This window comes from Sulfuritalea sp., from assembly GCF_031426875.1.
Classification (GTDB): Bacteria; Pseudomonadota; Gammaproteobacteria; order Burkholderiales; family Rhodocyclaceae; genus Sulfuritalea.
In genome coordinates this window covers 21,117-42,944 of the sequence record NZ_JASJPC010000012.1, presented here as the reverse complement: position 1 = coordinate 42,944, position 21,828 = coordinate 21,117, and the positions used below count along the sequence as shown (strand labels likewise).

Here is a 21,828-nt window from a genome sequence, read left to right as displayed (position 1 = left end):
ACTTTGGGTGGCGACGGCCGGTCACGGCAGGGAACGCGCGACACGGAAACCAAGATTGTCGTGGCGCTCGTCTTTCGACGAGCGATCCCGATAAGCGGCGCGCAAGGTGGATGGCGGGCTGTTCCAGGCACCGCCGCGAAACACGCGCTCCGTACAGGAACCCGAAAGGCGCGGCGCGGCCAATTCAGGTGCGCCTGCGTAACCTTCGTTCCAACAGTCCTCTATCCATTCCCAAGCGTTGCCCAGCATGTCGTGCACACCGAAGGAATTCGCCGGAAAGCGGCCGACCGGTGAGGTATAGGCAAAACCATCGGAACACGGAAACATCGGGGAGCCGGGCGAAACGCTCTTGTACGACGTATCGGCGACGCTGGCGTAGCGACACACGGCAGCATTGTCCGTCTCGGCCCAGTGGCGGCTGCCGGTGCTGCCGGCACGGGCGGCGTATTCCCATTCCGCTTCGTTCAGCAAGCGATAGGGCTTGACAGCCTTCTTGCTCAGCCACTGGACATAGGCCTGGGCATCGTCCCAACTGACACAGACGACAGGCTCATCGTCCTTCTGCTCGAAACCGGGATTCTGCCAGGTGGCTTTCGGATTCTTGTGGAAAAACCCGCCGCGAGTGGAATTGCATCCGGGCTTGTGCTCGCGTCCGCTTTCCTTGACGAAAGCGGCATACTGGGCGCGCGTGACTTCGAACTTGCCGACCGCGACCGAAGCGGCAATGCGCACGCGATGTGCCGGTTCCTCGTCAGGCTCACGCATTTTTTCCTTCGGCCCGCTCCCCATCGTGTATTCCCCCGCCGGCGTCGCGATGAGTTCGGGGCATTCGGCACAATCCTGGATCAGCGTGCCGGGCGACGGTACCGCGGCTCCGGCCGCCACGGCAGCGGCGGCAGCGGGTGGCGCCGGCAGCACCGCAGCCGGCGAGGCCATCGACAACTGCTGCGGCGCGGGAGGCGCCGCTACCGCCTGGCGCTGGGCAGGTGCCGGCAGCACACCGCCATATTTCTGCACCAGCCAGCGCGCATAGGCCGCGCGCTGCGCGCCCGAGAACTGCTCCAGATAGGCAAGAAAATCTGCAGGGTTCCGGCTCTCCTTGATTCGCTCCCAATGAGCCCTTTCCTGCACCGGATCATAGGGAATCTGCGCCGCTTCCGCCGCCGCTTCATGCGTGGCAGCGACCGAGGCCGTGGGACGCTGCAGCGCGGCAATGTCTTCGGCGACATTGAAATAGAAGCTGCCGACTACGGAACTGGATGTCCATGGCACCTGTTCGCCGTTGGTATCCTGGACGACGCCGGTGCGCACGCGGCCGAAGACCTTGTCGATGTCGGTATCCTTGGTTTCGAGAGCGCGCAACAGATGCTTGGTGTAGAGACCGTTGCGTCCCGTGCCGTCAGCCGCGGTGGAACCCGGCGAAGTGGCGTAGGCGATAAACGTACCTCTTTCCGCCCGACCGACATTCATCACCCCGAGGCCCTTGTTGATCGTTCGTCGCGCCAATTGCAGGGGGTTGTTGCGGCAGGCATCGAGAATCACCACATTGATGCGGTTGCCCGCCTCGGCCATGCGCGAGAGGACGTACTCGGCACTGATCGACTTGTAGGCGATATCGGTTTCGTTGTCGAAGCCGACATCGACGGGAAGCAGAAAGTTCTGGTCCTTCAGCTGAATGCCGTGCCCGGCAAAGAAGAACAGGCCAATACCGCCCTTTTTGAGGTGCTTGGAAAAGATATCGACGGCTTCCTTGAGTCCCCGCTCACCGACATTCTCGCGCACCAGAACGGTGAAACCCTGCTTTTCCAGAGCATTCGCCAAGTCGCTGGCATCGTTCGCCGGATTATCCAGCGGAGCCGCCTTGTAGTCGGAATTGCCGATGATCAGGGCGACGCGACCTTCCTGCGGCTTCACCTGCCCAAACGCATTGCCAAGGGAGCCAAGCACCATCAGTCCGAGCACGATGGCGCAACACCATCGGCTGAAGTGACCCGATGACTTCCAGGGTGAATTGGCTAACGCGCTGATCGGCATCGGAAAATGCTGAATAAAAAATTATCCCGGGACTCAAAATCCAACTTTTTTTGATTATCCCACCCAAACTAGAAATTTCAACCATCTATGCATCATTGACAGGGTGCGCCTTGTCCGGTTCCCACCCTGCCTTCGATTCCTAATCGAACAGCACCTCGAACACTTCGATCGACTCGGCCTTGCCCTTGACGTGTATCACTTCGCGACGGCCGGTGCGTATGCCCTCGCCCGCAGCCTTGATCGAGGCTGCGCTGGCAACCACCACGCAGCCCAGTTCCTTGGTCACTCCTTCCAGCCGCGATGCCGCATTAACGGTGTCGCCGATCGCCGTGAATTCGCGGCGCTTGACCGAACCGATGTCGCCCATCACCGCCGGCCCGCTATGGACGCCGATGCCGATGCCGAACTCCGGCAGGCCACGATCGGGAAAACGTTGCTTCATCCAGGTCTTGAACTTCTCCGCCTCGCGCGCCATGCCCTGCGCCGCGAGCAAGGCTCGGCGCGCGTGATCGTCGTAGTGCACCGGCGAGCCGAACACCGCCATCACCGCATCGCCGATGAATTTATTCACCATGCCGCCGTGTTCCAGGATCGGCTCGCAGGTCAGGCCGAAGTAGGCATTGAGCATTTCCACGACCTCCTCGGCATCGAGCTTCTCGGAGATCGTGGTGAAGTTGCGGATGTCGGAAAACAGCACCGACACCTCGAGTTTTTCGCCGCTCAGGTTGGGGCGCTGGCCCTCGGCGATCAGCTTGTCCACCACCACGTCGGACACATACTGACCGAACATCGATTTGAGATGGGCGCGCTGCCTTTCCTCACCGGTCAGGCGCAACGCCAGGGTTCCCAGATAGGCCGTGGCCAGGGCCAGGTGGAAAGGCGCCACCGACAGCAGCAAATCCTTCTGGAACAGCGCATAGGCTGGAACGAGAACCAGCAGGGACAAGCCAACGCCGACGCCGAGTCCGCTGGCGGGGTGCAGACGCAGATAGAGGGCGACCGCCACCACCAGCACCAGCACCAGGGCCGGCCAGGCCGCCCATAGCGAAAGATTGCGCGGATAGATCCCCGAGAGAATCGTCTCGATCGCGTTCGCATGGATTTCGCCGCCTATCATCGGCTCGGCCGAATGTCCCGGCAGCACGCGCGAGTAGGGCGAAAAATGCCGGTCCGAGGTGCCGATGTTGTTGGGCGCAATGATCACGGAACGGCCTTTCAGTTTCTTGACGTCCGGATCGTTCAGGGCATCGGCCTGCAGCAGCTTGCTCATCGATATGGTGAGCATGCTGCCCGGGGGGCCGACGTAGCCGATGCGGCGGCGCTCCCTCTGGCGCGGATAATTCTCGCCGGCAAAGCTCCAGCCATCGCCCAGCGTATCGCCGCCGGTGGCCCGCAGCACCAGCTGCATGGCAAAGCCGACACCGGGAAACTGTTTGTCGGGAATCACCACCGGATAGAAGGTGCGCACCAGCTTGTCATTGTCCGGATAAAGGTTGGCAATGCCGGTGTCGAAGGCGCCGTTGGGCATCATCAGCAGATGTTCCTGGGGGGGGCCCATCACCTCCATGTCGCCTTGTGAAGTCTCGACCAGTTGCGCGATCAGGATCGCCTTGCCCTGGGCCAACTGGCCGCGGAAAGGGGCGTCGTAATTGCGCGAGACCTCGCTGTCCGGCAAATTGAGTTTGCGCAGCCAGGCTTCGGCGCTGACCGCATAGATGAAGTCCAGCCCGATGGACTTGACGCCGGCATCGGTGAGGTTCTGCATCGCCACGGCAAAAATCGGTTGCCAGAACGCCAGCGGATCGTCCTTGTATTGCAGCAGGGTGTCGTCGTCCACCGCGATCACGGCAGCATGCTGCGCCTCGCGCCGCTGGCCCGAGATCTGGTGCCAGTAGTCGTAATAGATGTTCTCGTAATCCTGCAGCCAGCCCAGCCGCTCGCTGCCGAGCGAGACCAGCAGCGCGAGCACCGTCACGGCCAGAAATTGCCAGGTCTTGCGAAATCTTTCGGCAGACATCCAGTGCGGCAGCGTCATGGGCTTTCCTTATCGGGGTGCTGACCAGCAGCCATGCAGGGAAGGACCAGCCTGCCGGCACTCGCAGCGGGGCATCTTACCCATTCTCCGGCAGGAGTCGAGAGCCCGGTGCATGCACTTCCGCCGCCCGGTTGAAATCGCCCCCGGCATGCCAATCTATATAATTCACCGCTCAACCACTCGCCGAAAGTTCTCCGCCATGAGTTCCCGTCACGCCCGCCTGCTGATCCTCGGTTCCGGCCCGGCCGGCTACACCGCCGCTGTCTATGCCGCCCGCGCCAACCTGAAGCCGGTGCTGATCACCGGCATGGCCCAGGGCGGGCAACTGATGACCACCACCGACGTCGACAATTGGCCGGCCGACGCCGACGGCGTGCAGGGTCCCGACCTCATGGCGCGTTTCGAGAAGCACGCCGTGCGCTTCCAGACCGAAATCATTTTCGATCACATTCATACCGCGGCGCTCAAGGAAAAGCCGATACGCCTGGTCGGCGACGCAGGCAGCTACACCTGCGACGCGCTGATCATAGCCACCGGCGCTTCGGCGCAGTACCTTGGACTGCCTTCCGAGGAAGCGTTTTCGGGCAAGGGCGTGTCGGCCTGCGCCACCTGCGACGGTTTCTTCTACAAGAACCAGAACGTGGCTGTCATCGGCGGCGGCAACACCGCCGTCGAGGAGGCCTTGTATCTGTCCAACATCGCCAGCCACGTCACGGTCGTGCATCGCCGCAACAAGTTCCGCGGCGAAAAGATCCTGCAGGACAAGCTGTTCGAGAAGGAGAAGGCCGGCAAGGTCACCATCAAATGGGACCACGTCCTGGATGAAGTCCTCGGCGACAAGTCCGGCGTCACCGGAATGCGCATCAAGCATGTGACGACCGGCGCCAAGGAAGACATTCCGCTGATGGGCGTGTTCATCGCCATCGGCCACAAGCCGAACACCGATTTGTTCATCGACCAACTCGAAATGGAAGGCGGCTACATCGTGACCCAGGCCGGCCGCAGCGGCAACGCCACGGCGACCAGCATTCCCGGCGTGTTTGCCGCCGGCGACGTGCAGGACCACATCTACAAACAGGCCGTGACCAGCGCCGCGACCGGCTGTCAGGCTGCGCTCGACGCCGAGCGCTATCTCGACAGCCTGGAGTAGGCCGCCACACCACGGCGTTCAGGACTCGGACCCGCTCCCGGCACTGCCGTCGGACGTGAGCAAGCGCGCCATACCGTCGGCCGAAGAACGGGCCGCGTTCCAACAGGCGATGGCCGATGTCGAGCGCCTGGAATGGGACCGCGTGCATCACGAACCACCGCTGCCGCCCGCGATTCCACGTCAGCACCTGCACGACGAGGCCGCGGCGCTCGACGAATCCCTGCACGGCCCGGTGCTGATCGACCTCTATCTGGAAGGCGGCGACGAAGCCGCCTGGCGGCGCGACAGCCTGCCCAAAGCCTGGCTGCGCGACCTGCGCCGCGGGCGCTGGGTGACCCAGGAAAAACTCGACCTGCATGGCCTGAATCGCGATCAGGCGCGAACTGCGGTCCTGACCTTCCTGGCCGAATGCCGGCAGCACGGCTACCGCTGCGTGCGCATCGTGCACGGCAAGGGCCTGAGCTCGCCGGGCCGCGAGCCGGTGCTGAAGAAGCTGGTGCTGGGCTGGCTGAGCCAGCGTCAGGAGGTGCTGGCCTTCTGTCAGGCGCGCGCCGCCGAAGGCGGTGCCGGTGCGGTGGTGGTACTACTGGCCGCCTGAGACAGCCTTCGTGCCCGTCAGCGCCCGATGCGCGCGCAGGCGGGCATCCGGGACGTCAGGCCGGCAGCGGCGTACTGCTCTTCTTCTGCGTCGCGTCGAACACCTGGAAATGATTTCTGCCTTTCCGTTTGGCGACGTACATCGCTTGGTCCGCATGACGCAGCAAGGTCTCCGGGTCGCTATCGTCGAGGGGAAACAAGGTCACGCCAATGCTCGCGGAAATGGATACGGTTTCGCTCTCTATTCCAAAAGGCCGCCCCAGCGTGGAAAATACCCGCTCCAGCGCGGGTCGGCACTCATTTGCATCGTCGAGCTCCCCCAGCAGCAATGCGAACTCGTCCCCGCCGAGCCGGGCGACCGTGTCGCCGCCGCGGACAGCGTCCGCCAATCTGCCCGCGACCTCGGCCAACAGACGATCGCCAGCCGGGTGGCCGTAGATGTCGTTGATCGGCTTGAAGTCGTCGAGATCGAGATAGCAAACCGCCAACAGCTTGCCAGTGCGGCGCGCTTGCGCCAAGGCGATCCGCAAACGGTCGGCGAACAGCACCCGGTTCGGCAATTGGGTCAGCGTGTCGTAATGCGCCATGCGTTCCAGTCGGCGCTGGCTCTCCTTCCGCCCGGTCATGTCGGAATAGACCCCGACGTAGTTCCGCACCCGGCCATTGGCGCTGCAAATGGCAGAAAGGGTCAGCAGCTCGGCGTAGATTTCGCCGTTCTTGCGGCGGTTCCAGATTTCCCCGCGCCAGACGCCCTCCCGTGTCACGGCGGCCCAAAGGGCTGCGTAGAACTCGGGAGCATGCCGTCCAGATTGAAGCAGGCGTGGATTGTTGCCGACCAGTTCGTCGGCCGCGTACCCGGTGATCCGCATGAAGGCGTCGTTGACCTGGAGAATCCGCCCCGCCCGGTCGGTGATCACGATGCCGTCATGGGCGTGCTCGAATACGCTGGCGGCCAGTTGCCGCCTCTGCGCGTTGGCCGCACGGACAGTCTCCGGTTCACGCCGGCTTCGATCCCGTATCAAGATACCTCCCGTCGATTCCGTTTCCCCACCACGCCATAAATGAGTCGTAAAAGCCGTGGCTATATAAGGATCATAACGCCACGATTGGCTTTATGCCAAGCCAAGCGTCCAAACCCGACAACGCGCTCGTCCTGATCGGTGCAGCAATGCGTTCCCTGCGTAAGGAAAAGAAAATCTCCCAGGAGACTCTCGCCTACCTGGCCGAAATCGACCGCAGCCACATGGGGAAAATCGAACGCGGCGAACGCAATGTGACAGTCCTCAATGTCATCAAGATTGCCCGCGCCTTGGGTTGTCGTCCCTCGGAGCTATTTGCCCAGGCCGGACTTTAAGCGCAATGGCATGAATCGATACTAAGGAATCCTTAGTATCGGTCAATCAGAAATGCATGAACCTTGGGCGATTCACCTTTCCCAAGACTCATGTCCGATACGACGATTTTTTCAAAGCGATTGCGGGAAGCCCGATTGCGTTGCGGGCTCTCGCAAATGGCGCTGGGCGTGGCGGCGGGAATCGACGAATCCTCCGCCAGCCCTCGTATCAACCAATACGAACGAGGCAAGCATCACCCGGATGCCTTGACGGCAGCCAGGTTGGCGCGGGTATTGAAAGTGCCTTCCGCGTATTTCGCGGCGGACAATGACGATCTTGCGGAACTGCTCGCACTCTGGGAGGGGTTGGAGCCGAAGCAAAAGGACCATCTCCTTGCTACAGTCCGGGAAATGTCCTCGTCCTAATCCGGCCCATGGCCGCCACGGATGTCGCGGCGGTGCGGGTGGCTGCTGAATAATCGAGCGCAGCGAGCCAACATAGTCACTCCGTTCCCCGGAGCGAGGCGGGAATTCGCTGGGAGCATGCTCCGCGCCGCAGCCGGCCGGCTGCGCAAAGTCGGCCGGGAAAAGAGGCCGGGGGACAGGCCCTCCAGTTTGCCGCCAAGCAGCAATCCGGCCGGCCCAGAGTCCGGTCAGATGGCCGCTTCGTTCGCCTCACCGGTGCGGATGCGCACGACTTGCTCGACCGCGGAGACGAAAATCTTGCCGTCGCCGATCTTGCCGGTGCGCGCCGCCTTGATGATGGCCTCGATGGCCGGTTCAACGGTTTCGTCGGCGACGACGATCTCGATCTTGATCTTGGGCAGGAAATCGACCACGTACTCCGCTCCGCGGTAAAGCTCGGTATGGCCCTTCTGGCGGCCGAAGCCCTTGACCTCGGTGACAGTCAGTCCCGTCACACCGACGTCCGACAGCGCTTCGCGGACTTCGTCGAGCTTGAACGGCTTGATCACGGCTTCGATTTTCTTCATGTCTGGTTTCCCTTGATTCAGTACTCGTCTGGATAACGCGATGTTATCGGATAGCGCCAATCCTTGCCGAATCCGCGTTGCGTGACGCGAATCCCGACCGGCGCCTGGCGCCGCTTGTATTCGTTTTTCTTCAGCATGCCGACCACCTTGCGCACCTCCGCCTCGGGGTAGCCGCGGGCGATGATCTGGCGCGGGCTTTCGTCGCGCTCCATGTAGGCCTCGATGATCGCGTCGAGCACTTCGTAGGATGGCAGGGTGTCCTGGTCGGTCTGTCCGGGCTTGAGTTCGGCCGAGGGCGCGCGCGCGATGATGTTCTGCGGAATCACGTCGGAAACCGCGTTGCGCCAGCGCGCCAGGTCATAGACGAAGGTTTTCGCGACGTCCTTGATTACCGCAAAGCCGCCGGCCATGTCGCCGTAAAGCGTGGCATAGCCGACCGCCATTTCGCTCTTGTTGCCGGTGGTCAGCACGATGCGTCCGGTGCGATTCGACAGCGCCATCAGCAACATGCCGCGAATCCGCGCCTGCAGGTTCTCGTCGGTAGTGTCCCAGGCCGGTTTCGGGCCCGCAGTTTTCTCGATGGCGGCAAAAGTCGGCGCCAGCATGGCGGCGAACTGGTCCATTGCCGCCGCAATGGGAATCTCGTCGTACTGCACGCCGAGCCGCCGCACCATTTCGCGCGAATCGTCGAGGCTCATCTGCGCGGTCCAGGGCGAGGGCATCATCACGCAGCGCACGCGGTCGGCACCCAGCGCGTCGACCGCGATCGCCAGCGTCAGCGCCGAATCGATGCCGCCGGAAAGGCCGATGATGGCGCCGGGAAAGCCGTTCTTGCCGAGGTAATCGGCCACGCCCAGCTTCAGCGCGGAATAGACCTCCGCTTCGCGCGAAGGCGGCTCGGCCACGGGGCCGGGCAGCAGATTGCCGTCGGCATAATCGACGAATTCCAGGGCCTCGACGAAAGCCGGCAACTGGTGGGTGAGGCGGCCCTGTCCGTCCAGCGCGAAGGAGGCGCCGTCGAACACCAGTTCATCCTGGCCGCCCACCAGATTGGCGTAGATCACCGGTTTGCCGGTGGCCGCCACCCGGTCGCGCAGCACCTCGTAGCGCCGCGCCTGCTTGTTCATGTGGAAGGGCGAGGCGTTCAGCGTCAGGATCAGTTCGGCTCCGGCCACGGCGGCCGCCTCGGTGGCGCCGTATTCCCAGACATCGGCGCAGATCGCCAGGCCGCAACGGACGCCATTCAGTTCGATCACGCAGGGTTCGCGGCCTGCGGCGAAATAGCGCTCTTCGTCGAAAACTTCGTAGTTGGGCAGGCGATGCTTGCGGTAGGTCGCCGCCACCCGGCCGTTGAGCAATAGCGACGCGGCGTTGTAGCGCTTGCCGGCCGATTCCTCGGGATAGCCGATCACGATCGGCAGCGCGACAGCGCGCGCCAGACGATCGAGCTGTGCTGCGCAGGCGCGATAAAAATCCGGCCGCATCAGCAGATCTTCCGGCGGATAACCGCTGAGCGCCAGTTCCGGCGTCAGCAGTACATCGGCACCCGCGTCACGGGCGCGCGCGGCGAACTCCAGAATCCGGGCGGAATTGCCGGCAAGATCGCCAACATGGGCGTTGAACTGGGCAATGGCTACGCGAAGACGGCTCATGGGTCTAACTATAGCGGATGGCGCCGCATCCCACCGGGGGATACCGTCCGCGCCTCAGGCGCGGACATTCCTCTGGATACCGTCCTCGCTGCGCTCGGACATAAAAAAGCCTGCCTGGCGGCGGGCTCAGACGGGGCGGAAGAAACTCAAAACGCTGGCTTATCCTTGGCGGCCTCATAGGCGGCAACGCCTTCCATGATTTCCTTCTTGGCGTCTTCGACGCCCAGCCAGCCCTGAACCTTGACGAACTTGCCGGGTTCGAGATCCTTGTAGTGCTCGAAGAAATGCGAGATCTGGTCGAGCATGATCTGCGGCAGGTCGCGCGGGCTATCTACGTTCCGGTACATCGGCGTCAGCTTATCCACCGGCACGGCCAGCAGTTTCGCGTCCTCACCCGCCTCGTCGGTCATCTTCAGCATGCCGATCGGCCGGCAGCGCACCACCACGCCCGGCGGCAGGGCGAACTGCGACATCACCAGGACATCCACCGGGTCGCCGTCGCCGGCGATGGTGTGGGGGATGTAGCCGTAATTGCACGGGTAGTGCATGGCGGTGCACATGAAGCGATCGACGAATATCGCGCCGGAATCCTTGTCGACTTCGTACTTGATCGGCTCGGAGTGCATCGAAATCTCGATAACCACATTGAAATCATTCGGCAAATCCTTGCCGGAAGGAACGCGATCGAGGCCCATGGCCACTCCTTTTTGCTAAAGCGCGAATTATAGCGCCGCAAGATTTCGCCTTCCTGACGAAGCCATGTATGTGCGCCGCCACACGTCAGCCAGAAAACTCGGTATTCCCTATTGACAAAGCGGTCCTCATCATTGAGAATCATTCGCATTCCGTTTCGCATTTATCTCTAACCGCCATGAAGACCGAAGCCCTGCCGCTGAACATCAAGCCCGAACTGCCGCGCAGCAGCGCCGAGGCGCGGCACCCGCTGGACAGCGCGGTCCTGCTCGGAGCCAAGGGGGAAGTCGAGATCACCCATCAGGGCGAAACCTACCGCCTGCGGCGCACCCGGCAGGGCAAGCTGATCCTCACCAAGTAAGCCAGGAGCCGTCATGTACGTCTGCATCTGCAATGCGGTCACCGAAAGCGATATCGGCAGCGCCGTTGCCGAAGGCTGCTGCAGTCTGCGACAATTGCGCGAGCAACTCGGCGTTGGTGCCTGCTGCGGCCGCTGTACGGGTTGCGCGCGCGACGTGCTGAAGAATTCCCTGCACGCTCACACGCCCCATCGACCCGCTTCCGCCGGGCAACTGGCGGCAGCCTGAACGACAAGAGGCTCCCCATGAAAGGCGACAAGAAAGTCATCCAGCTCCTCAACAAGTGCCTGGTCAATGAGCTGACCGCGATCAACCAGTACTTCCTGCATGCACGAATGTACAAAAACTGGGGCTTTGACGCGCTGGGCAAGCATGAGTACAAAGAGTCAATCGAGGAAATGCACCACGCCGACCACCTGATCGAACGCGTATTGTTCCTCGAAGGCCTGCCCAACCTGCAGGCGCTGAACAAGCTGAACATCGGCGAAAACGTACCCGAATGCCTGGCCGGCGACCTCAAGCTGGAACACGGTGCGCACGCCGACACCAAGGCGGCCATCACCTACTGCGAGAGTGTGCATGACTATGTCACGCGCGAGATTCTCGAAGAGATTCTCGACGATACCGAAGCGCACATCGACTACCTCGAAACCCAGCTCGAACTGATCGAAAAAGTCGGCACGCAGAATTACCTGCAGTCGGCGATGGGAGAATCGCCCGCATCCTAGCCACACCCGGCGGCGCCGGCGCCCCAGCAGGCGCCGCCTTTTTCCAGCCAGCCAGCCCAGCCATCCCGAATGGCGGCAAGCCAGCCAAAGTTGAATTTTGTTTCCTTTGGAGGTTTGCCATGTCGTTCCCCATATCGTTCCCCTTGCGTCCCCTCGCTTTCGCCGCACTCGCCGCGACGTCCCTTTCCGCCGCCGCCCTGGAATATCCCATTGGCGTGCCGCAGAACCTCGCCGGCATGGAAGTGGCCGCCGTCTACCTGCAGGCCGTGGAGATGGAACCCGAAGGCCACATGCGCAAGGCAGCCGAGTCCGACATCCATCTCGAAGCCGACATCCACGCCCTGGCCAGCAATGCCAACGGCTTTGCCGAGGGTTTCTGGATTCCCCACCTGCTGGTCAAGTACGAACTGACCAAGCTGCCCGGCGGCGAAGTCGTCAAGGGCGACATGATGCCGATGGTGGCCAGCGACGGCCCGCACTACGGCGACAACGTCAAGCTCAAGGGACCGGGCAAGTACAAAGTGAAGTTCACCATCTATCCGCCCAACGCGAAAGAGAATGCCGCCGGCAACATGTTCGGCCGCCACACCGACCGCGCCACCGGCGTGCGTCCCTGGTTCAAGGCCGTCGAAGCCGAATGGGAATTCACCTACGCCGGCGTCGGCAAGAAGGGTGGATACTGAAATGAATTTCACCCGCAATCTCATGGTCGCGGCCGTGGCGGGGGCCTTCGCCCTGCCCGCCCTGCCCACGCTGGCCGCCGACGACATGAGCGTCCTCAAGGCCGAACTGAAACGCCTATCCGAGCGCATCGAGAGCTTGGAGCGCAACAACAAGGAAATGGAAAAAGCGCTGGCCACCGAGCGCGTCAGCGAGAAGGAACCGGAAGTCGTCACCCGCCTCAAGGCGGTCGAGTTCCAGACCCTGTCGATGCAGAAGCAGGCGCGCCAGATCGAGGCACTGGAAGGCATCACGGTCGGCGCCAGCTTGACCGGCGTGGTACAGAAAGTTGGCGCTGGCAGCACGGCGAGCGGCGTGGATGAAACGCGCGCCAACTATCGCGGCGATATTTCGGTGACCCTGCCGGGCGGCGAGATGGGCAATGCCGAAGGCAAGATCTTCGGCCACTTCCGTTTCGGCCAGGGCACCGGCATCGGCCTGCGCCCGACCTACACCAGCAGCGCCAACACCACGGCCTTCGAAGTCGGCAGCACGCCGGCCGACGATTCCTTCGGCATCCTGGCGCAAGCCTGGTACCAGCTCAAGATTCCGCTGATGGACGACGGCATGAAGGCCAACGCCCGCGAGCATCTGCACCTGACCGCCGGCAAGATCGATCCCTTCGTCTTCTTCGACCAGAACGCCGCCGCCGACGACGAATCGGCGCGCTTCATGAACAATGCCTTCGTCCATAACCCGCTGCTCGACTCCGGCGGCGACATCCGCGCCGACGCCTATGGCTTCGCCCCGGGCATGATCGTGCAGTACGCCAACGAGCGCCAGAAGGGCGCGGAGTGGGGCCTCTCGCTGGGCATGTTCGGTTCCGGACCGGGCGCCAACTTCACGGGTTCGCTGGCCGGCCCCTTCGTCATCGCCCAGGCCGAAACCGCCGCGCGCATCAACTACCTGCCCGGCAACTACCGCGCCTATCTGTGGCACAACGGTCGCGGCGCCGGCTATGACGGCATCGAGCGCAAGCACGCCGGGATCGGCTTCTCGGCCGACCAGAAAGTCACCGACGACGTCACCTTGTTCGGCCGCTACGGCCATCAGCTCACCGGCAAGACGCGTTTCGACCGCGCCCTGACGCTCGGCGCGGAACTCGCCGGCACGCCCTGGGCGCGAGCATCCGACGGTGTCGGCGTGGCCTTCGGCGCCCTGCGCACCAGCAACGACTTCCGCAACGACTCGTTGACCGTCGACGCCGATGGCGACGCGGTGCCCGACTTCGGCTACCAGGCGAGCGGTTCGGAAAAGCAGATGGAGATCTACTACCGCTACAAGTTCAACAGCCACGTCGAGCTGACGCCCGACTTGCAGTGGATCCGCCAGCCCGGCGGCAACGCCGGCGCGGCGACGGTGAAGGTCCTGGGCCTGCGCGCCAAGGTGGGGTTCTAAGCATGCTGCCCGTACCCGTGGTCCGCGTGGCCTTTATCCTGACACTCTGGTTCGGGCTGGGTTGGGCCACGGCACCGCGGGCGCAGACGCCGCCCGCGGAAGCGGTCACCTTCGACGTCGTGATCAAGAACGGGCGCATTGTTCCGGCCCGGCTGGAAGTCCCTGCCGGACGCAAGATCAAGCTGGCGATCAAGAACGAGGGGCCCGGCCCCAGCGAGTTCGAGAACCTCAGCCTGCGGGTCGAGAAAGTGCTGGCGCCGGGCGCCTCGTCCTTCCTCGTGATCCATCCGCTCAAACCGGGAAGCTACCGCTTCATCGACGAATTCCACCCGGACACTTCCGAAATGCTGCTGATTGCCAAGTAAGGATCCACCGTGCTCAATGCCCTCATCGTCGTCTTTCGCGAAAGCCTCGAAGCCATGCTGGTGATCGGCGTGCTGCTGGCCTGGATCGCGCGTCAGCCCAATCCGGCCGCGCTGCGACGCGGGCTGTGGGCCGGCGTCGGCGCCGGGCTCGGACTGGCGCTGGCGCTGGGCTTCGCCACCTTCGCCGCCCAGAGCCAGATGCAGGGGGAAGCGCTGGAGAAGTTCCAGGTGGGCATGGTGCTCTTCGCCGCAGGCCTGATCGTGCAAATGGTGCTCTGGATGCATCGTCACGGCCGCCACATGAGGCGCGAACTGGAAGCCCAGGCCGGCCGCGCCGCCGGCGCCCTGGGCATCGGCGCGGTGGCGGCTCTGGCCGTGGCGCGGGAAGGCGCCGAAACCGTGGTCTTCCTCTATGGCCTGGGCCTCGAAAGCCAGGGCGGCGACCGCCTCGGCCTGCTCGCCGCCGCGCTGGCCGGCTTCGCCCTGGCAGCCGCCACCGGCGCGCTGGTGGCGCGCGGCGCACGCTTTCTCAGTTACCGCACGCTGTTTGCCGTCAGCGAAATCCTGCTGCTGGTCATCGCCAGTTCGCTGCTGATGGCCGGCGTGGACCGCATGATCGGCCTCGACTGGTTGCCGCCACTGCTCGATCCGGTGTGGGACAGCTCGACCCTACTCGACGACGGCAGCGGCGCCGGGCGGCTCTTGGCGGACTTCGCCGGCTACCGGGCGCGGCCCTCGGCCAGCCTGCTGCTCGCTTACGCGGCGTTCTGGTCGTTTGCGCTCTGGCGTCTGCGCCGCAGCGCCAAACCGGTGTCTTGACATCATGGCGCAGACGCACATCCTCAACTTCGTCCCGCCGCTACCGCGCCCGCGCCTGGCCCGCCTCGGCGACTGGATGGCGCGCCGTCGCCGCGCCATCCTGGCGATCCAGTGGGTCATCGTCGTCTTCTACCTGGTACTGGTTGCGCTGCCGGCCTTCCTGCCCCACCCGCACCCGGAGGCGCGGCTGTTCTCCTCGGATTTCGGTGCGAGCTCCGCGATCGACCCCAATCTGTGCGCCACCGGCGCGCAAAGCCCGGTAGACAAGGCTGCCTACGTAGCCTGCTGGCGCGACCGCATGGTGCTGCTCGCGCAGTACCTGTTCTGGGGCGTCTGGTGGCCCTTCGTGATCCTCTCGATCATGCTCATGGGCCGCGTCTGGTGCGGCGTGCTTTGCCCGGAAGGCGCGCTGACCGAATTCGCCAGCCGCCACGGGCGCGGCGGGCACATCCCGAAATGGCTGCGCTGGAGCGGCTGGCCGGTGGTGGCCTTCATCCTCACCACCGTCTACGGCCAGCTCGTCAGCGTCTATGACTACCCGCAGGCGGCGCTGCTGATCCTCGGCGGCTCCACCGTCGCCGCAGTCGCCGTGGGCTGGATGTACGGCCGCGGCAAGCGCGTCTGGTGCCGCTACCTGTGTCCGGTGTCGGGCGTGTTCAGCCTGTTGGCGCGCATTGCGCCGATCCATTTCCGCATCGACCGCGCCGCATGGGACGCCCATCCGCAACGCAGTGCCGCCGTCGATTGCGCGCCGCTGCTCGACGTCAAGCACCTCAAGGGCGCCGGCCAGTGCCACGCCTGCGGCCGCTGCAGCGGCCACCGTGACGCCGTGAGCCTGGCGGCGCGCTCGCCCAACGCCGAGATCCTCGGCGCCGGCGGCGAAACGCCGCGCAGCAGCGAAGCCGCGCTGCTCCTGTTCGGCATGCTCGGCGTCGCCATGGGCGCCTTCCATTGGACCGTCAGTCCCTGGTTCGTGCAAGGCAAGCAGGCTGCCGCCGAGTGGCTGGTGGCGCACGACATTTTCTGGCCGCTGGCGGAGAGCCCGGCGTGGTGGCTGCTGACGCGCTACCCCGAAGTGGGGGACGTATTCTCCTGGCTCGACGGCTCAGCGATCCTGGTCTGGATCGCGGCCTATGCGCTGCTGCTCGGCGGCGGGTGCTGGCTGGCGGTGCGTACCGCCGCACGCCTGGCCGGCATCGACTGGCGCCGCCTGGCGCTGGGCCTCGTGCCCTTGGCCGGCATCGGTCTGTTTCTCGGACTGTCGATGATGAGCGCCACCCATATGCGCGCCGAAGGCGTGGCGCTGGGCTGGCTCCCGGCGCTGCGCGGCGTTCTGCTTGCCATCGGCATCCTGTGGTCTGCCTGGCTGGGCGGGCAACTCGTGAGAGTTGGCGCTGGCGGTACGGCGCACCGCCTGCTGGCCGGGCTGGTCTGGCTGCTGCCGCTGGGCGCCGTGGGCGGCATCTGGTGGCTGATTTTCTTTGTCTGGTAAGCGCGGCCGCCAGCATGCACGCCGCCCCCGGTAGAAATGCATGAAGCTGCCTGCTGAAACCAAACCCACGCTGGCAACCCTGGTCCTGGAACCGCCGGCCAGCGGCCAATTGCCGCTGATCGCAGCGGATCAACTGTTCCGCCAGGGCAACACCCTGCGCATCGAGCATGCCGGGCAGATTTACCAACTGCGCGTAACCCGCGAGAACAAGCTGATCCTGACCAAATAACCGCAGCCAGCGCGGCGCCGATATCGCGCGCCTGACCTCGGACATCGCCCTGCTGGAAGACGACATCGGCCGCGTCGCCGACGCCAAGCAACTGGCCAACGCCACCATGGCGCTGATCGGCCGCAATTTCCAACTGGCGCTCGGCGCCAACAGCGGCATCCTCGCCGCGGCGGCCTTCGGCGCGCTGACGCCGGTCGCCTCCTCGGTGCTGCACAACGGCAGCACCATCGCCATCCTGCTCAATGCCCTGCGCGGCGGCACCACGTCGCGCAAGATCCCGAACCAGTAAGCCGACATGTTGAAACCGATGGATGTAGGAGCGAGCTTGCTCGCGACAACGGCCTATCGCGAGCAAGCTCGCTCCTACAGGGAATGCGCCTTTTCCTTGCGCCTTTTCCTTGCGCCTTTTCCTTGCGCCTTTTCCTTGTTGACTGACTACTAGCTCTCAGCGCAGCAGCTGGCGGCGGTGCGAGGCCAGGTGTAGCGCCAGGAAGGCGAGGAACACGCCGCCGCTCACGGCATGCCAGCGCTTGCCGACGGCCAGTGCCAAGAGTGATGCCGCCAGGCTGCCGAGCATGCCGCGATTGACGTTGGTGTTGCTGCGCACGCGCGCGTGCCTGACGCGAAGCGGCGCGTGCCGCGCGCCGATCGCCGCGGCCGCAGCGGCGGCAACCGCGGCTTCCATGCGCCCGGCGTCGAACTCGGCGGCGTAGACGATCACCAGACTGCCCGCTGCCGCGTTGGCGCGCACCGAGCTGACACCCTCCAGCGCCGCCAGTTCCGCGCGCAGCCTTGCCAGCCGCTGCGGCTGGCGCAAAGAGGAATCGCGTAGCCGGATGCGTCCCGGCAGGGATGAAACGATATGGATCACGGAATAACCCTATTGACGGATGTAATGCGAATGGTTATCATTTAGTTACATTTTACCGGAGCCAGCCAGCCAACGCCAGCCAGCGTCTCCAAACCGGAAATCCCATTGATGGAAACCAAGCTGGCCCCCCCCCACGAAACTGCCGTCCCTAGCTGTCGCCTACGCGAACGACGGGTTCGCTTGTCATGACGGCTGGACCTTATGCTCACCGGCGCCCGATCTCCCGCGCCGGCCTGGGCTTCGTCGTCGCGCTCCATGCTGCCGCCTTCTGGGGCCTGTTGCAGATGAAGCTGATCGCCCTGCCGGCGCCGCTCGCCGTGCTCAGCGTGAGCCTGCTGGCGCCGGCCGAGGCGATCAAGCCGAACCCGGAGATCGTGCCGCCCAAGCCGAAGCCGGTGGAGCGGCGGCCGACCCCGGTGCCGCAGCCGATCCAGCTTGCCGCGCCCATCGATTCACCCGCCCCGGTCGCCGCCACCGTGGCGCCAGCGCCAACTATTGCCGCCGCGCCGGCCCCGGTTGCACCGGCGCCCGCGCCGGTGGCGACGCAGCCGCGCTTCGACGCCGGCTACCTCGACAATCCCAAGCCGGTTTATCCGGCAATCTCGCGCCGCCTCTCCGAACAGGGCCGCGTCGTATTGCGCGTCCAGGTCGAGGCCGACGGCCGCGCCGCCGAGGTGCAACTGCATAGCTCCAGCGGCTCGCCGCGCCTCGACCAGTCGGCGCTGGACACCGTGCGGCGCTGGAAATTCGTTCCCGCGCGGCTCGGCCAGACGCCAGTCGCCGCCTGGGTGCTGGTACCGATTGCATTCACCTTGAAGGATTGACCATGGAAACTTCCCTCGGCTTCGGCCACTTTCTCGCCAATGCCGACGGCATTGCGCGTTTCATCCTCGCACTGATGGCCATCATGTCGGTCGGCACCTGGTACCTGATCGTGACCAAGGGCCTCCAGTCGATCCGCTCTCAGCGCCTGAGCGCGGTCTTCCTCAAGGCCTTCTGGGCCGCGCCCAACCTCGACGCCGTGGCCCGCCACCTGCGCCAGGGCGGCGTCGCCGAGCCCTTCTCGCACCTGGTGCATCACGGCTTCACCGCCATCGAACAGCACAAGGCCGGGCGCGAGACGCGCGGCCTGGTCGATGCCGGCACGCCGGACGAATTCCTCACGCGGGCCATGAAGCGCGCCATCGCCCAGGACAAGTCGCGCCTCGAATACGGCCAGACCTTCCTCGCCACGGTGGCATCCTCCGCGCCCTTCGTCGGCCTCTTCGGCACCGTCTGGGGCATCTACCATGCGCTGATGGCGATCGGCATCAGCGGCCAGGGCACGCTGGACAAGGTTGCCGGTCCGGTCGGCGAGGCGCTGATCATGACCGCGGTCGGGCTGGCCGTGGCGATCCCCGCAGCCGTGGCCTACAACGCCTTCGCCCGCAGCAACCGCAACACGCTGGCCGAACTCAACTCCTTCGCCCACGACGTGTTCACCTTCCTCGCCACCGGCCTCAAGAACGCGCCGCAGCAGGGCGACGTCGCCGCCACCTCGGAGCGCATCATCGCCCGCATGCAGGCTGGCACGCGCGCCACAGCATAAGGACTGAATCATGAGCTTCGCCTCCCTCCACGACGATGACGACGGCAACCAGGCGCTGGCCGAGATCAACATGATTCCGCTGATCGACGTCATGCTGGTGCTGCTGGTGATTTTCATCGTCACGGCGCCCTTGCTGACCCACGCCGTCAAGGTCGACCTGCCCAAGGCCTCGTCGAGTGCCAACCTGACCAAACCCGACAACGTGCAACTCGCCATCGACGGCGCCGGCCGGGTGTACTGGAACGGCGAGGTGGTCGCCACCGCGGTGCTCGATCAGAAGCTGCGCGCCGCCGCCGCGCTGACGCCGCAACCCGAACTGCACCTGCGTGCCGACCGTGTCACGCCTTACGAAAAAGTCGCCGATGTCATGTCGGCCTCGGCGCGCGCCGGGCTGACCCGGATCGCGTTTGTGACAAATCCGGTCACGGATCCATCGCGAACGAATTAGCCACCGCCCACTATCCACCCGCAATCCGGCAAGCCAGGCGATTTCTCCCAGCCAGCCACAACCCTGAGGAGTCGCACCCATGTTGTTTCATCTCCGCATCAAACCCTTGACCATCGCCGTCATGGCCAGCTTCGGCGCCATCGGTCAGCTGCACGCTGCCGACACGGCCCTGCCGCAGGTCAACGTCCAGGACCAGACCGAACGCGCCGACGGCCCCGTCACCGGCTATCGCGCCACGCGCTCATCCACCTTCACCAAGACCGACACCCCGCTCAAGGAAGTCCCGGCCTCGATCAGCGTGATTCCGGAAGCCCTGATCAAGGACCAGGCCATGTCCGGCATGGCCGATGCGCTGCGCTATGTTCCCGGCGCCCATGGCGCGCAGGGCGAAGGCAACCGCGACCAGGTCATGCTGCGCGGCATCAACACCACGGCCGACTTCTTCGTCGACGGCGTGCGCGACGACATGCAGATATTCCGCGACTTCTACAACCTGGAGCGCCTCGAAGTGCTCAAGGGCCCCGGCGGCATGGCCTTCGGCCGCGGCGGCGCGGGCGGCGTGATCAACCGCGTGGTCAAAAAACCCCAGTTCGGCCACATCGGCGAAGCCAGCATCAGCCTTGGCAGCTACAGCCGCCTGCGCGGCAGCGTCGATCTCGGCAACAAGGCCAATGACACAACCGCCTGGCGCCTGAATGCCATGGCCGAGAACGGCAACAGTTTCCGCAACGGCTTCGACATGAAGCGCTACGCCGTGAACCCCACCGTGACGGTTCTGGTGGCGCCGCGGACCACGCTGACCCTCGGCTTCGAACATGCGCGTGACGAACGTACAGCCGATCGCGGCATTCCCGCCGCCGCGGCCACCCTGGCGCCGTTCGAGACCGATCGCTCGACCTTCTTCGGCAATGCCGACCAGAGCGAAGCGCGCTCCACGGTCAATGGCTTCTCGGCCGTGCTGGAGCATGATTTCGGCGGCGGCACCCAGATCAAGAACAATTTCCGCGCCACCTACTACGACAAGTTCTACCAGAACGTCTTTGCCAACGGCGCCGTCACCGGGGCCGGCCTGGTGCGCATCGAGGCCTACAACAACACCGACAAGCGCACCAACGTCTTCAACCAGACCGACCTGACGACGAAGTTCAGCGCGGGCGGCTTCGACCATACCCTGCTCGCCGGCCTCGAACTTGGCCATCAGGACAGCAGCAGCGTGCGCAAGAACGGTTTCTTCGGCGCCGCGACCTTCCTCAACGTGGCCGCCGGCTCGCCCTACGCCGTGGCGACGGATTTCCGCGCCGCCGGCACCACGGGCGACAACGTGGTCAAGGTCGACCTGGCCGCGGTGTACCTGCAGGACCAGATTGCACTGTCCAAGGAATGGAAGCTGCTGGCCGGCCTGCGCTACGACCACTTCAAAACCAGCTTCGACGACCGCCGCACCCTGGTCGCCGCCACCGATCTGGCGCGCACCGACAACGAGCTGAGTCCGCGCCTGGGCCTGACCTGGTCGCCCAGCGCGAACACCACCTGGTATCTCAGCTACAGCTCGTCCTTCCTGCCCTCCGCCGAGCAGTTGAGCCTGGCCGCCAACACCGCGCAACTGGCGCCGGAAACCGCCAAGAACTACGAAGCCGGCGTGCATTGGGACCTGCTGCCGAAACTGACGCTCTCCGGCGCCGTGTTCCGCACCGACCGCGACGACGTCAAGGTGGTCGATCCGAACAATCCCGCCCTGCTGATCCTCGCCGGACAGCAGCGCACCGACGGCGTCGAACTCGGCCTGCAGGGCGAAGTGGCGAAGAACTGGGATATCTACGCCGGCTACGCCAATCTCGACGGCCGCATCGTCAAGGGCACCACTATCCCCGCCGGCCGCCGCGTCGGCCTGGTGCCGCAGGACAGCCTGTCGGTTTGGAACAAGTTCGGCTTCGGCGGCGGCTGGAGCGCAGGCCTCGGCGTGATCCACCAGTCCGAGGTGTATGCCTCGACCAACAACACGGTCAAGCTGCCGGCCTACACCCGCGCCGACGCCGCGCTCTACTACGCCTTCGCCGACGGCAAGACGCGGCTGGCGCTGAACGTCGAAAACCTGTTCGACAAGAAGTACTACCCGACCGCGCACAACGACAACAACATCAGCCCGGGCGCGCCGCGCAACGCCCGCCTGACGGTGAGCACCCGCTTCTGATGCAAACCCTGCTGCGCTGGCGACCTGCCGGCGCAGCAGCCTCGCCGTGCCGCCAGCGCCAACTCTTGCGTCGGACGCGTCGAAATCAAGGAAGCACCGAAATCAATCCTTTGACTCGAAACTGCTTTACTTTC

Annotated in this window: 25 protein-coding genes; 18 read left to right on the top strand and 7 right to left on the bottom strand. The window is 64.6% G+C overall.

Annotated elements, in window-relative coordinates; all coding sequences use genetic code 11:
• Positions 1 to 21 precede the first annotated feature (21 nt).
• Positions 22 to 1,962 carry an SUMF1/EgtB/PvdO family nonheme iron enzyme gene (locus tag RMO95_RS05855; protein WP_310449661.1) on the bottom strand — a complete coding sequence of 647 codons (1,941 nt, stop codon included), beginning with the start codon at positions 1,960 to 1,962 and terminating at the stop codon, positions 22 to 24.
• A gap of 211 nt (positions 1,963 to 2,173) precedes the next feature.
• On the bottom strand, positions 2,174 to 4,069 hold the full coding sequence (locus RMO95_RS05850; RefSeq protein WP_310449660.1) for an adenylate/guanylate cyclase domain-containing protein: 1,896 nt from the start codon (positions 4,067 to 4,069) through the stop codon (positions 2,174 to 2,176).
• Positions 4,070 to 4,268: 199 nt separating this feature from the next.
• Between RMO95_RS05850 and trxB the strand changes: the two genes are divergently transcribed.
• Both trxB and RMO95_RS05840 read left to right on the top strand, forming a co-directional pair.
• On the top strand, positions 4,269 to 5,219 hold the full coding sequence (gene trxB, locus RMO95_RS05845) for a thioredoxin-disulfide reductase (protein WP_310449659.1): 951 nt from the start codon (positions 4,269 to 4,271) through the stop codon (positions 5,217 to 5,219).
• Between the two features lie 55 nt (positions 5,220 to 5,274).
• Positions 5,275 to 5,817: a Smr/MutS family protein gene (locus tag RMO95_RS05840; RefSeq protein WP_310449658.1), complete on the top strand. Its 543-nt coding sequence runs from the start codon at positions 5,275 to 5,277 to the stop codon at positions 5,815 to 5,817.
• A gap of 55 nt (positions 5,818 to 5,872) precedes the next feature.
• On the opposite strand, the gene RMO95_RS05835 is transcribed toward RMO95_RS05840, so the two are convergent.
• The gene (locus RMO95_RS05835) at positions 5,873 to 6,838 is read right to left on the bottom strand and encodes a diguanylate cyclase domain-containing protein (RefSeq protein WP_310449657.1); all 966 of its coding nucleotides are present in this window, start codon (positions 6,836 to 6,838) and stop codon (positions 5,873 to 5,875) included.
• 146 nt (positions 6,839 to 6,984) lie between these two features.
• Here RMO95_RS05835 and RMO95_RS05830 point away from each other — a divergent pair, with 146 nt between their 5' ends.
• Positions 6,985 to 7,170, top strand: a complete 186-nt coding sequence (locus RMO95_RS05830; RefSeq protein WP_310449656.1) for a helix-turn-helix transcriptional regulator — start codon at positions 6,985 to 6,987, stop codon at positions 7,168 to 7,170.
• Positions 7,171 to 7,260: 90 nt separating this feature from the next.
• Entirely contained in the window at positions 7,261 to 7,575 is a 315-nt protein-coding gene (locus tag RMO95_RS05825) for a helix-turn-helix transcriptional regulator (protein WP_310449655.1), read from the top strand.
• A 227-nt stretch (positions 7,576 to 7,802) separates the two neighbouring features.
• Here the strand turns inward: RMO95_RS05825 and RMO95_RS05820 are convergent, their stop codons facing one another.
• The 3 genes from RMO95_RS05820 to ppa form a co-directional block, all read right to left on the bottom strand.
• The gene (locus tag RMO95_RS05820; RefSeq protein WP_310449654.1) at positions 7,803 to 8,141 is read right to left on the bottom strand and encodes a P-II family nitrogen regulator; all 339 of its coding nucleotides are present in this window, start codon (positions 8,139 to 8,141) and stop codon (positions 7,803 to 7,805) included.
• A 17-nt stretch (positions 8,142 to 8,158) separates the two neighbouring features.
• Complete coding sequence (locus RMO95_RS05815) at positions 8,159 to 9,793, bottom strand: NAD+ synthase (protein WP_310449653.1); 1,635 nt, start codon at positions 9,791 to 9,793, stop codon at positions 8,159 to 8,161.
• A gap of 146 nt (positions 9,794 to 9,939) precedes the next feature.
• The gene (gene ppa / locus RMO95_RS05810) at positions 9,940 to 10,488 is read right to left on the bottom strand and encodes an inorganic diphosphatase (RefSeq protein WP_310449652.1); all 549 of its coding nucleotides are present in this window, start codon (positions 10,486 to 10,488) and stop codon (positions 9,940 to 9,942) included.
• Positions 10,489 to 10,664: 176 nt separating this feature from the next.
• Between ppa and hemP (RMO95_RS05805) the strand changes: the two genes are divergently transcribed.
• The 10 genes from hemP (RMO95_RS05805) (at position 10,665) to RMO95_RS05760 (ending at position 16,885) form a co-directional block, all read left to right on the top strand.
• On the top strand, positions 10,665 to 10,847 hold the full coding sequence (gene hemP / locus RMO95_RS05805) for a hemin uptake protein HemP (RefSeq protein WP_310449651.1): 183 nt from the start codon (positions 10,665 to 10,667) through the stop codon (positions 10,845 to 10,847).
• A gap of 13 nt (positions 10,848 to 10,860) precedes the next feature.
• A complete protein-coding gene (locus RMO95_RS05800; protein ID WP_310449650.1) occupies positions 10,861 to 11,073 on the top strand; it encodes a bacterioferritin-associated ferredoxin in 213 nt (70 codons plus the stop codon).
• A 17-nt stretch (positions 11,074 to 11,090) separates the two neighbouring features.
• The gene (bfr, locus tag RMO95_RS05795; protein WP_310449649.1) at positions 11,091 to 11,573 is read left to right on the top strand and encodes a bacterioferritin; all 483 of its coding nucleotides are present in this window, start codon (positions 11,091 to 11,093) and stop codon (positions 11,571 to 11,573) included.
• 119 nt (positions 11,574 to 11,692) lie between these two features.
• Positions 11,693 to 12,256 (top strand): iron transporter, encoded by a 564-nt coding sequence (locus RMO95_RS05790; RefSeq protein WP_310449648.1) that lies wholly within the window; start codon positions 11,693 to 11,695, stop codon positions 12,254 to 12,256.
• A gap of 1 nt (position 12,257) precedes the next feature.
• Complete coding sequence (locus RMO95_RS05785; RefSeq protein WP_310449647.1) at positions 12,258 to 13,691, top strand: carbohydrate porin; 1,434 nt, start codon at positions 12,258 to 12,260, stop codon at positions 13,689 to 13,691.
• Positions 13,692 to 13,693: 2 nt separating this feature from the next.
• Positions 13,694 to 14,056: a cupredoxin domain-containing protein gene (locus RMO95_RS05780; RefSeq protein WP_310449646.1), complete on the top strand. Its 363-nt coding sequence runs from the start codon at positions 13,694 to 13,696 to the stop codon at positions 14,054 to 14,056.
• A gap of 9 nt (positions 14,057 to 14,065) precedes the next feature.
• Positions 14,066 to 14,875 carry an FTR1 family protein gene (locus RMO95_RS05775; RefSeq protein WP_310449645.1) on the top strand — a complete coding sequence of 270 codons (810 nt, stop codon included), beginning with the start codon at positions 14,066 to 14,068 and terminating at the stop codon, positions 14,873 to 14,875.
• 4 nt (positions 14,876 to 14,879) lie between these two features.
• Positions 14,880 to 16,367: a 4Fe-4S binding protein gene (locus RMO95_RS05770; RefSeq protein ID WP_310449644.1), complete on the top strand. Its 1,488-nt coding sequence runs from the start codon at positions 14,880 to 14,882 to the stop codon at positions 16,365 to 16,367.
• A gap of 40 nt (positions 16,368 to 16,407) precedes the next feature.
• The gene (gene hemP, locus RMO95_RS05765) at positions 16,408 to 16,596 is read left to right on the top strand and encodes a hemin uptake protein HemP (RefSeq protein WP_310449643.1); all 189 of its coding nucleotides are present in this window, start codon (positions 16,408 to 16,410) and stop codon (positions 16,594 to 16,596) included.
• A gap of 106 nt (positions 16,597 to 16,702) precedes the next feature.
• Entirely contained in the window at positions 16,703 to 16,885 is a 183-nt protein-coding gene (locus RMO95_RS05760) for a hypothetical protein (protein WP_310449642.1), read from the top strand.
• 156 nt (positions 16,886 to 17,041) lie between these two features.
• On the opposite strand, the gene RMO95_RS05755 is transcribed toward RMO95_RS05760, so the two are convergent.
• Positions 17,042 to 17,467, bottom strand: coding sequence for an HMA2 domain-containing protein (locus RMO95_RS05755; protein WP_310449641.1), 426 nt, complete (start codon positions 17,465 to 17,467; stop codon positions 17,042 to 17,044).
• Between the two features lie 185 nt (positions 17,468 to 17,652).
• Between RMO95_RS05755 and RMO95_RS05750 the strand changes: the two genes are divergently transcribed.
• The 4 genes from RMO95_RS05750 (at position 17,653) to RMO95_RS05735 (ending at position 21,694) form a co-directional block, all read left to right on the top strand.
• Entirely contained in the window at positions 17,653 to 18,291 is a 639-nt protein-coding gene (locus tag RMO95_RS05750) for a TonB family protein (protein WP_310449640.1), read from the top strand.
• A gap of 2 nt (positions 18,292 to 18,293) precedes the next feature.
• Positions 18,294 to 19,055 (top strand): MotA/TolQ/ExbB proton channel family protein, encoded by a 762-nt coding sequence (locus RMO95_RS05745; RefSeq protein ID WP_310449639.1) that lies wholly within the window; start codon positions 18,294 to 18,296, stop codon positions 19,053 to 19,055.
• Positions 19,056 to 19,065: 10 nt separating this feature from the next.
• A complete protein-coding gene (locus RMO95_RS05740) occupies positions 19,066 to 19,503 on the top strand; it encodes a biopolymer transporter ExbD (RefSeq protein WP_310449638.1) in 438 nt (145 codons plus the stop codon).
• A gap of 79 nt (positions 19,504 to 19,582) precedes the next feature.
• The gene (locus tag RMO95_RS05735) at positions 19,583 to 21,694 is read left to right on the top strand and encodes a TonB-dependent siderophore receptor (protein ID WP_310449637.1); all 2,112 of its coding nucleotides are present in this window, start codon (positions 19,583 to 19,585) and stop codon (positions 21,692 to 21,694) included.
• Positions 21,695 to 21,828: the final 134 nt, after the last annotated feature.